The sequence below is a fragment of the Kitasatospora sp. NPDC059747 genome, assembly GCF_042732955.1.
Lineage (GTDB): Bacteria > Actinomycetota > Actinomycetes > Streptomycetales > Streptomycetaceae > Kitasatospora.
Window position 1 is genome coordinate 1,137 of sequence record NZ_JBHWGV010000147.1, and the last position, 8,792, is coordinate 9,928.

Annotated in this window: 9 protein-coding genes; 4 read left to right on the forward strand and 5 right to left on the reverse strand. The window is 75.3% G+C overall.

The window, feature by feature from the left end:
* Positions 1-111 precede the first annotated feature (111 nt).
* From ACFV4G_RS38280 to ACFV4G_RS38300, 5 genes are all read right to left on the reverse strand, one after another.
* Complete coding sequence (locus ACFV4G_RS38280; protein WP_380447293.1) at positions 112-777, reverse strand: HD domain-containing protein; 666 nt, start codon at positions 775-777, stop codon at positions 112-114.
* A gap of 36 nt (positions 778-813) precedes the next feature.
* Positions 814-1,884 (reverse strand): SDR family oxidoreductase, encoded by a 1,071-nt coding sequence (locus ACFV4G_RS38285; protein ID WP_380447295.1) that lies wholly within the window; start codon positions 1,882-1,884, stop codon positions 814-816.
* A gap of 88 nt (positions 1,885-1,972) precedes the next feature.
* Complete coding sequence (locus ACFV4G_RS38290) at positions 1,973-2,551, reverse strand: TetR/AcrR family transcriptional regulator (protein ID WP_380447297.1); 579 nt, start codon at positions 2,549-2,551, stop codon at positions 1,973-1,975.
* A gap of 60 nt (positions 2,552-2,611) precedes the next feature.
* Entirely contained in the window at positions 2,612-3,229 is a 618-nt protein-coding gene (locus tag ACFV4G_RS38295) for a histidine phosphatase family protein (RefSeq protein ID WP_380447299.1), read from the reverse strand.
* 624 nt (positions 3,230-3,853) lie between these two features.
* Positions 3,854-4,789, reverse strand: coding sequence for an oxidoreductase (locus tag ACFV4G_RS38300; RefSeq protein WP_380447301.1), 936 nt, complete (start codon positions 4,787-4,789; stop codon positions 3,854-3,856).
* Between the two features lie 85 nt (positions 4,790-4,874).
* On the opposite strand from ACFV4G_RS38300, the gene ACFV4G_RS38305 reads away from it, so the two are divergent.
* From ACFV4G_RS38305 to ACFV4G_RS38320, 4 genes are all read left to right on the forward strand, one after another.
* Entirely contained in the window at positions 4,875-5,867 is a 993-nt protein-coding gene (locus ACFV4G_RS38305; protein WP_380447303.1) for a DUF5937 family protein, read from the forward strand.
* Between the two features lie 306 nt (positions 5,868-6,173).
* A complete protein-coding gene (locus tag ACFV4G_RS38310; protein ID WP_380447305.1) occupies positions 6,174-7,640 on the forward strand; it encodes a glycerophosphodiester phosphodiesterase in 1,467 nt (488 codons plus the stop codon).
* Positions 7,641-7,653: 13 nt separating this feature from the next.
* Entirely contained in the window at positions 7,654-7,827 is a 174-nt protein-coding gene (locus ACFV4G_RS38315) for a hypothetical protein (RefSeq protein ID WP_380447307.1), read from the forward strand.
* Between the two features lie 42 nt (positions 7,828-7,869).
* Positions 7,870-8,790, forward strand: coding sequence for a hypothetical protein (locus ACFV4G_RS38320; RefSeq protein WP_380447309.1), 921 nt, complete (start codon positions 7,870-7,872; stop codon positions 8,788-8,790).
* The last annotated feature ends 2 nt before the right edge of the window (positions 8,791-8,792 follow it).

Here is an 8,792-nt window from a genome sequence, read left to right on the forward strand (position 1 = left end):
GTGGGCGAGCGGGTGACTGGCCGGGTGCCAGTCCGTGAAGAACGGCCGCCGGCACAACGACGCGCGGATCTGGTTCGCAAGTCGGCGGGTCCGACTTCCTACGCAGACTTCCTACGCAGGGGCGGTTTCGTCGTAGTCGTTCCAGCCCGACGATCGCGCAAGCTGCTCCCATGCCGGCCAGGTCCGTCCCGTCGCCTGGCGCACGAGCTCGCCGGCCATCGTGAAGGGCGGCGCCTTGTGCGGCTTCTCCAGCGCCTGGCCGACGATGCGGTCGTGGAGGACCGCCGCCGCGCGCAGCCGGGGCAGCGCCTGGTGGACGTGGTCCGCGTAGCCGTCCGGAAGGGCGGCCGGCCCGCCGCCCAGGTCGAAGCCCGCCCCGAGCGCGACCAGCGCGATCTCCGGCCGCTTCCGCAGGGCGACCTCACGGTCCAGGTGCAGCGCGACCGCGTCCCACACGACGTCCGTCCGGTCCGGCGGCACGCTCTGCTCCGCCAGGAAGCGGACGGCCAGGTCGGCGCCGTCCAGCTCGAACCGCTGGTCGCCGTCGCCCTCGTCGCTGAGCCCGCAGTCGTGCAGGACGCAGCCCAGGAAGAGGAGTTCGTCGTCGTAGTCGCGGTCCGGCCGCAGGCCGCGCCGCTCGCCGAGGAGACGTCCGTAGAGGTAGGTGCGCAGGCTGTGGTTGAAGATCGCCGTCGGGAGCAGGGTCTTCGCGCGGCGCAGCGCGGCGTGCGCGAGATCCGTCGGAGGCAGGCCCAGTTCGCTGTATTCGGCGCTCACGGGGCGACCGTACCCGGTTGTCCGGCTGTGGGTGCTCTACTCGGCGGCTCCGGGGTCGGCTCCGAAGCCGTCGGCCACCAGGCGGGTGGCCCAGGTGCGGAGGGCGGCCCGGACGGGTGGGTGGGCGAGGCCGGTGGCGGTGGCCAACTCGTCGGCGGACGTGGTGTCGTAGCGGTCCTCGGAGAGGAAGGTGAGGGTCTCGGGGTCCGCGCCGGTGAGGGCCCGGGGGAGGGCGCGGACCACGGGGACGGGGATGAGGCCGCGCGGTGGGCGGACGCCGAGGTGGGCGGCGAGGAGGGCGATGAGGTCCGGGAGGGCCGGGGTCTCGGGGTCGAGGACGGTATGGGCCGGCGCGGGCGCCCGGTCGTGGGCGGGGACGGCGGCGAGGAAGCGGGCCAGGTGGTCGACCGTGACCACCGGGACGAAGGTCCGTCGCGTCCCGGGGAGCAGGGGGAGGCGGCCGCGGTGGAGCTGCCGGACGAGGTGGGCGAGCCCGAGGTACTGCCCGGCCTCGCCGGTGGCCGAGTGCCCGATGGCGCTGCTCGGGTTGACGGTCGTGACGGGGATGCCCAGCCGGTCGGCCGTGACGCGCACTGCTGCGTCGCCGAGTTGCTTCGAGGCTTCGTAGGCGCCGAGCCGGGAGTAGAGGGCGGCGGTCTCGCGGGGCGTGAGCGGGTACCGGGGCCGGGGGTCGCGACCGACGCGGTAGCCGGAGAGGTGGACGTGGCGGCGCAGGTGGGGGCGGGTCGCGGACCACCGGAGCGCGTGCAGGGCACCGTCGACGTTGGCGGGCTGGGCCTCGGCGCGGGTGAGGCCGAACTCGTAGCGGGCGGCGAGGTTGTGGACGTCGCGGATCGCGGCGAGGCGGGCGTCGTCCTCGGGGGAGAGGCCGAGGCCGGGGTCCGTGAGGTCGGCGGCGACGGTGGTGAGGGTGGTGTCGACGGTGCCGTGGGCGCGCAGCCACGAGCGGAGGGCGGTGTCGCGCGGGCTGCCGGTGCCGCCGCGGACGGCGACGGCGACGGGTTCGCCGCGGGTGAGGAGTTCGAGGACCAGCCAGCGCCCGATGAAGCCGGTGGCGCCGAGGACGAAGGTGGTGGGGAGTGGCACGGCGGGACGTCCATTCTCTGTAGACCGGTCTGTATATTTTCTGGGCATGCGGGAGCACGGGAGCTCCCGAGCGGCGAGGCCCGCGGAATCAGCCCTTGGCGCCGATGAGGTACTGCACGGCGTGCTGGGCGTGGTCGAGCGGTTCCCGGCTGCGCCGGACCGACGCGAGCAGCACCGCGCCCTCCATCAGGGCGAGCGCCTGCCCGGCGGCGGTCCAGGCCTCGGCGGGTCCGAACCGACCGGCCTCCAGCCGCTCGGCGAGGACCCGCTGCCAGCTCTCGTACACCGCCGAACAGACCGCGCGTAGCGGCTCGTTGGTGCCCGCGACCTCCAGTGCGACGGTGGCGATCGGGCAGCCCTTGGCATAGCCGGAGCGTTCCAGGCGGTCGGCGAAGACCTCGGTCAAGCGCCGGGTGAGCGCGCCGGCGTCGACGCCCTCGGCGGCGAGCGACCTGAGCAGGTCCTCGACCTCCCGCCCGGCCTGGACGAGGGCGGCGGCGACCAACTGGTCCTTGCCCTCGGGGAAGTGGAAGTACAGCGAACCGCGCGGCGCGCCGCTCTCGGCGACGATCTGGTTGACGCCGCTGCCGAAGTACCCCTGCGCCTCGATCAGCGCCCGCGCGCCGGCGATCAGCCGGGCGCGGGTTTCCTCACCCTTGGCTCCCATGGGGAAGAGAATAGACCGGTCTATATATTTTGCCAACGGGAGGGCGTCGGGTCGCGCGGCTCACACCCCGTACCCGGCCGGAAAGCCGGTCCAGCGAAGATCCTCGGGCAGGTGGCCGAGGTCGTTGACCAGCAGCGGCGAGGGCGGCCGCCCGGGGGCGTACCGGATGACGGTCAGCGAGGCATGGGCATGGTTGAGTCCGAGCCAACGCCACGGCGGCGCATCGAGGGCATGGCGCACGAGCCAGGCGATGAGGAAGTTGTGCGTGACGACGAGCTCGTGCCGCTCCTCGTCCCCGGGCACGGGCCCGGTGAACGCCGCCACGGCCTGCCGCGCCAGCTCGGGCCCCGACTCCTGGGGCTCGGAACGCGCGACGAAGCGGAGGAAGAGGTCGGCACTCTCGGCGGGCAACTCCGCCCGCCCGGGGACGTAGGGAACGTAGTCGCCCGCCGCGTCGCAGGCCCGGGCGGTGGCCGCGGGCAGGTGCTCGGCGATCAGCCCGGCCGTCTGCGCGGCGCGGGCCAGCGGTCCGTGGTGCACGGCAGAGATCGGCCGCCCCGCCAACCGCCGCCCGAGCAGCGCAGCCTGACGCCGCCCGACCTCCGAGAGCCCGCTCTCGTCCGGCAGCGCCTCCCCGTGCCGGACGAGGTAGAGGTAACGGGCAGCGCTTCCAGCCATGCAAGGGCCTCCTGGGAACAGTGATCAACTCCCCCGAACCGACGCCCCACCCCACCCGCCCGGTTCCGCACGAGGAGGAGGCGACCCACCAGGCCGCCGCGCGCATCCCCTCACGCAGGAGTCGGGCAGGCCGACTTCCTCTGCGAGGCGCCCCCTGGACGTTCATCCGCTGGCCGCGCGCCGGGGAAGTTGGAGGCGTCGACTTCCCAGGCACCGTCCTTACGGACTCCGGGCTGCTGCGAGCGTGTAGGAAGTCGCCTCGCCCGACTCCTTGCGCGGGTGTGGCGTTGGGCCAGGGGCGGGCACAGGAAGTCGAGCGGGCCGACTTCTGGTGTTGGACGGTGGCGTGTTCCGCGCGTGGGAAGTCGCACGCGCCGACCCTGCGCGGTGCCCTTCCGGCTTCTGGGATGCGGCGGGTGCGGGACCGTGGCCCCCGATTCCTTGCGCGGCTGTGGCGTTGGCTCGGATGCGTGCGCAGGAAGTCGGGCGGGTCGACTTCTGATGTTGGGTGCGGGGGCGACCTTCCACGCGGGGTGCTTGCGGGGGCCGGGGGCCGGGGGCCGGGGGCCGGGAGCGAATGACCGGCTGCGTGAGAAGTCGGGTGGGGCGACTTCTCGGGTGGTGTCAGGCCTGGTGGGCGGTGTTCAGGAGGGTGAGGTCGTCGGGGGTCAGGTGCAGGGTGCCGGCGGCGATGTTCTCGGTGAGGTGGGTGAGGTCGCCGGTGCCGGGGATGGCCAGGACGTTGGGGGCCCGGTGGAGGGTCCAGGCCAGGCGGACCTGGGCGGTGCTCGCGCCGTGGGCCCTCGCCACGGCCTCCACCTGCGGCGGCTCGCCGGTGCTCGCGCCGGTGCCGTGCTCGCGGCCGGTGCCGGCGATGGCGTAGAACGGGACGAAGGCGATGCCCTGCTCGGTGCAGAGGCGCAGCACCTCGTCCTGTGCGGGGGCGGCGCCGATGCCGTACGGGTTCTGGACGCACACGACGGGGGCGATCTCCCGGGCCTCGGCCAGGTGGTGCGGGTGGATGTTGGAGAGGCCGAGGTGGCGGATGAGTCCGGCCCGGCGCAACTCGGCGAGGGCGCCGAAGCGTTCGGCGATGGAGTCGGTGCCGAGGACGCGCAGGTTCACCAGGTCGAGGTGGTCGCGGCCGAGCTGGCGGAGGTTCTCCTCCACCTGGGCGCGCAGGGCCTCGGGGGTGCGGGCGTGTTCGGCCCACGTGCCGTCGAGGGCGCGGGCGGGGCCGACCTTGGTGGCGATCACGAGGTCGTCGGGGTAGGGCGCGAGGGCGCGGTTGATGAGCTCGTTGGCGGAGCGCAGCGGGGAGAAGTAGAAGGCGGCGGTGTCGATGTGGTTGACGCCGAGTTCGACGGCGCGGCGCAGGACGGCGACGGCCTGGTCGCGGTCGCGCGGGACGGCGTGCGGGGTGAGGGCGGGGCCGGTCTGGGGGAGGCGCATGGCGCCGAAGCCGATCCGGTGGACGGCGCGGTCGCCGAGGGTCCAGGTGCCGGCGGCGGAGGCGTGCACGGTGGTCGGCGAGGTGTCGGGCGTCATGTGGGGAGTCATGGTCGACATGATCGAATCCGGGCTAGCCTGATCGCCAATGATTCGGGAATGTGCGAATCCAATGGACGGGTACGGGAGGACGCGCATGGCCGTGGAGACGGAACTGTCGTTCACGGTGGGGGATCTGGCGAGCATGCGCTTCGCCGTCTCGCCGATGTGGGAGCTCGGGCCGAGCCTGCGCCTGCTCGCGTCCGGCCGGGCCCACCCGGTGCACCGTCCGTGGGTCGAGCAGGTGCGGCCCCGGCTCGCCGCCGTCGGGCCGTTGCGCGGCTGGCTCACCGAGATCGTGCCGCCCGCGGGGTACGTGCCGGACTTCGTCAACCCCGCCCCGGCCGGCCCGGCGCCCACGCTCGCGGAGGAACTGGCCGCGATCCGGGCCACGCCGGCCGAGCGGGTACGGCGCGACCTCGACCGGTTGCGGGAGTACGGCGACGGCCTCGGCCCCCGGCTGCGCGCCCTGTACGCCGACCCGCCGGCCGGCCTCGCGCGGCTCACGGAGGCGTTCGAGGCGTACTGGAAGGTCGCGCTCGCGCCGTACTGGGCGCGCGTCCGCGCCGCGCTGGACGCGGACGTCCTGCACCGCGCCCGGCAGGTGGCCGAACACGGTGCGGCGCGGGTGCTCAACGACCTGCACGCCGAGGTCCGCTGGTCGCGGGACACGCTCCGGCTGGAGCGCCGCCCGAAGCCGCTGGACCGCCGGACGTCCGGGGCGGGCCTGCTGCTGATCCCCTCGGCCTTCACCGGACCGGGCCCGCTGATGCGGGTCGCGCCGCCGGACCCGCCGCAGCTCGCGTACCCGGCGCGCGGCATCGGCAGCCTGTGGGCCGCCCGGCCCGCCGCGCCGAACGCGGCCCTCGCCGCCGTCCTCGGCCGTTCCCGCGCGCTCCTGCTCGTCGAACTGGACGCCCCGGCGTCGACCACCGACCTCGCCCGGCGTACGGGCCTGTCGCCCGCGGCCGTCTCGCAGTACCTGACGGCCCTCCGCGACGCCCACCTGGTGAGCGCCCACCGCGCGGGCCGCTCGGTGCTGTACGCCCGCACGGCCTCGGCGGAGGCGGTCCTGGCGCCACTGACGTGAGGCGGAGGTGGTCGGGTGGGTGGCGAAGCGGTGTCCGGGTGGGCGGCGCGAGGCCCGGGCGAGGCCGTGGTGGCTGCGTGGCCGAAGGTCGGCGCCGAGTCGTGGGTGCCGCATCCCGATGTGGTTCCCGGGCGACGTCGGGGGTGAGTCGTGCCCGACCCGTCCGGTCCGGCGAACCGAGGGGCTCGACGCCAGGGGTGGAAAGCGGGTGGAATGCCTGCGAAAAACCTACGAAAAGCCCAATCGTCACGGCAGGTTCCCCGTTTCTTCGGGGCGCATTCGCCGGCCGCGCGTAGCGTGCTGTACATGACACCACGTCGGCAAGCCGCCGCCCGCCGCCGACGGACCGGCCTCGTCGGCGCGCTGGTCGCGGCGGCCCTCGGGCTCGGGACCGTCGCCCTGACCGCCCCGGCTGCGCCGGCCGTGCCGACGAGCAGCACGGGAAGCACGAGCAGCCCCGGCGACGTCGTCGTCGACGAGAGCTTCGCCGGCCCCGGCCTCCCCGCCGGGTGGAACCCCGTCGAGGGCGACTGGCGCGTCGAGAACGGCCGTCTGGTCGGCAGCTCCGCCGACGGGGCGCGGCAGAGCCGGATCACCTTCGGCCGCCACCTGGACGACTTCCGGCTGGAGGCCACCGCCCGCTTCGAGACCGTCCAGGACGCCACCCGCTGGACGGCCCTCGGCCTGGACGTCCCCGCCGCCGGTACGACGCCGTGGTCGATCGCCGCCGTCCGCTCCGGCAGCACGGCCGGCAACGGGCTGGAGTTCGCCCGGCGCACCACCGGCGACACGTGGAACGTCACCGACACCGCCGCCGCACCGTCCGCCGCCACCACCGGCCGGGACGTGCGGATCGCCGTCGAGGTGCACGGCACCAGCGCCCGCTGGATCTTCGAGGGCCGCGAGGCGCTGCGCACCACCCGGCTGGCCCGCAGTGCGGACGGCGGCCAGGCGCTGCTGGTGAACGGCGCGCGGGTGTCGTTCGCGGCGGTGAAGGTGACGGCGCTCGCGCCGAACGCGTGGATCCGTCCGGCCGGGACGCCGGTGGCGGTGTTCGCGCACCGCGGCGGGTCGTCCGCGGCGCCGGAGAACACGCTCGTCTCGGACGAGGTCGCCCGCCGGGCCGGCGCCCAGTGGATCGAGAACGACGTCCAGCCGAGCAGGGACGGCGTCCCGTACGTCCTGCACGACGACACCGTGGACCGCACGACGAACGGCACTGGCCGCGTCCGCGACCTGACGGCCGCCCAACTGGACGCGCTCGACGCCGGCTCCTGGTTCGCCCCGGCCTACGCGGGCACCCGGCTGCCGACGCTCGCCGCCCAGCTGGAGGACCTGCGCACCCGCGGCGGCAACCTGCTCCTGGAGATCAAGGGGCCGCACACCCGCGACGAGGTCGCCCGGATCGTCAAGGAGGTCCGCGACCACGGCATGACCGGCCGGGTCTTCGTGCAGAGCTTCCAGGTGGACGCCCTGCGCTACGCCCGCGAGCTCGCGCCCGAGCTGCCCCTCGGCCTGCTGCGCTCCGAGCTCGACCCCGATCCCGTCGCCACCGCGCGCGACCTCGGGCTCACCGCCTACAACCCGTCGGACGACGCCCTCGCCCCGCGCCCCGGAGTGGTCAAGGACCTGCACGCCGCCGGCGTCGCCGTGAACGTCTGGACGGTCGACTCGCCGGCCCGCTGGAAGGCGCTGGAGGAGGCCGGGGTGGACGGCATCATCACCAACCGCCCGGCGGAGCTGGCCGGTTGGAACGCGGCCTGGCGAAGTTGACCAGCAGGTAGGCGTGATCGGGTTCGTCGGTGCACCTGACCAACTCCGTCGCGAGGTCGGTGCAGACGGATCGCGTGATCTCTTCCGCGCGGGCCAGGCGGGCGGCAACTACGGCCGCTACTACGGCGAGGCGATCGAGGACATCGCGGCCTTCCTCGCGGGCGACCCGATCCGCCGGCTCGGCTGAGCCCTCCACGGGATCGGGCCCGGTCCGCCGCATACTGGGCGCGTGACCAGCCAGGACGACATGCGGACGGCGGGCCGGCGCGGGGTGCTGCGGGCGGGCGCGGCGGCGCTGCTGCTCGGCGCCGCCGGGTGCGGGAGCGGGAGCAGGCAACCGGTGGCGGCGCCGAGTTCGACGACCGCGAGCCCCGCCCCTGCGGCGCGCCCGAGCCCGAGCCCGAGCGCGACTCCGACGGCGAGCCCGAGCCCCAGCCCCAGCCAGACCCCCCTCCCCAACCCGCCGCTCTGGCAGCCCGGCCCGTCCGAGGTGCAGCCCGACGTCAAGCGCCGCGCCGTTGAGCTGGTCGCCGCGCTCGGGGCGTGGCCGCCCGGCGGGCAGGGGGCGGAGGCGGCGCGGGCCCGGGTGGTGGCGCTCGGGCTGCCACCGGCCCTCGCGGACGCGGCCGGGCCGCGGGCGCCCCCCGCGGCGGGGGCGGGGCGGGGGGGGGTAGACGCCCACTACGGGGGGGTGAGGGGCGACACGGCGCGCGGGGGCGGGGGGTGCCGCCAGTGGACCCGGCAGCCGGACGGCTCGGCCGCCGGGGGCGGCGTCACGGTGGACGTCCGCCTGAGCCGTGCCGAGCCGCGCTGGACCGTCACCGACCTGCACCCGGGCGTGCCGGGCCCGCCCGCCGAGCCGCCGCCCGCGGCGCTGGCGAAGGTGCTGGCGCAGCCGCGGATCGAGCTGCCGCCGGAGGCGCTCGCCGATCTGCGCAGCGGGAGCGTCCACGACAGCGTGATGAACGCGATGCTGGGCCTGGCCGGCACCTACGCGCTGTCGGTGAGCGTCGTGCGCACCGGCCACCCGCTGGACGTCTTCGGCACGACCCGGGCCAACCACCCACCCCAGGGGCGGGGCGTGGAACTCATGGGGTTAGTCGGGGCCCCCGGGGTGGGACCCGGCGCCCCCGCGCCCCGGTTGAGTTGACT

Bases quoted from the DNA above. Each gene is read 5' to 3' on its own strand.
- ACFV4G_RS38290 (WP_380447297.1), bottom strand. From the start codon at position 2,551: ATGGGAGCCAAGGGTGAGGAAACCCGCGCCCGGCTGATCGCCGGCGCG.
- ACFV4G_RS38295 (WP_380447299.1), bottom strand. From the start codon at position 3,229: ATGGCTGGAAGCGCTGCCCGTTACCTCTACCTCGTCCGGCACGGGGAG.
- ACFV4G_RS38300 (WP_380447301.1), bottom strand. From the start codon at position 4,789: ATGACTCCCCACATGACGCCCGACACCTCGCCGACCACCGTGCACGCC.
- ACFV4G_RS38305 (WP_380447303.1), top strand. From the start codon at position 4,875: ATGGCCGTGGAGACGGAACTGTCGTTCACGGTGGGGGATCTGGCGAGC.
- ACFV4G_RS38310 (WP_380447305.1), top strand. From the start codon at position 6,174: ATGACACCACGTCGGCAAGCCGCCGCCCGCCGCCGACGGACCGGCCTC.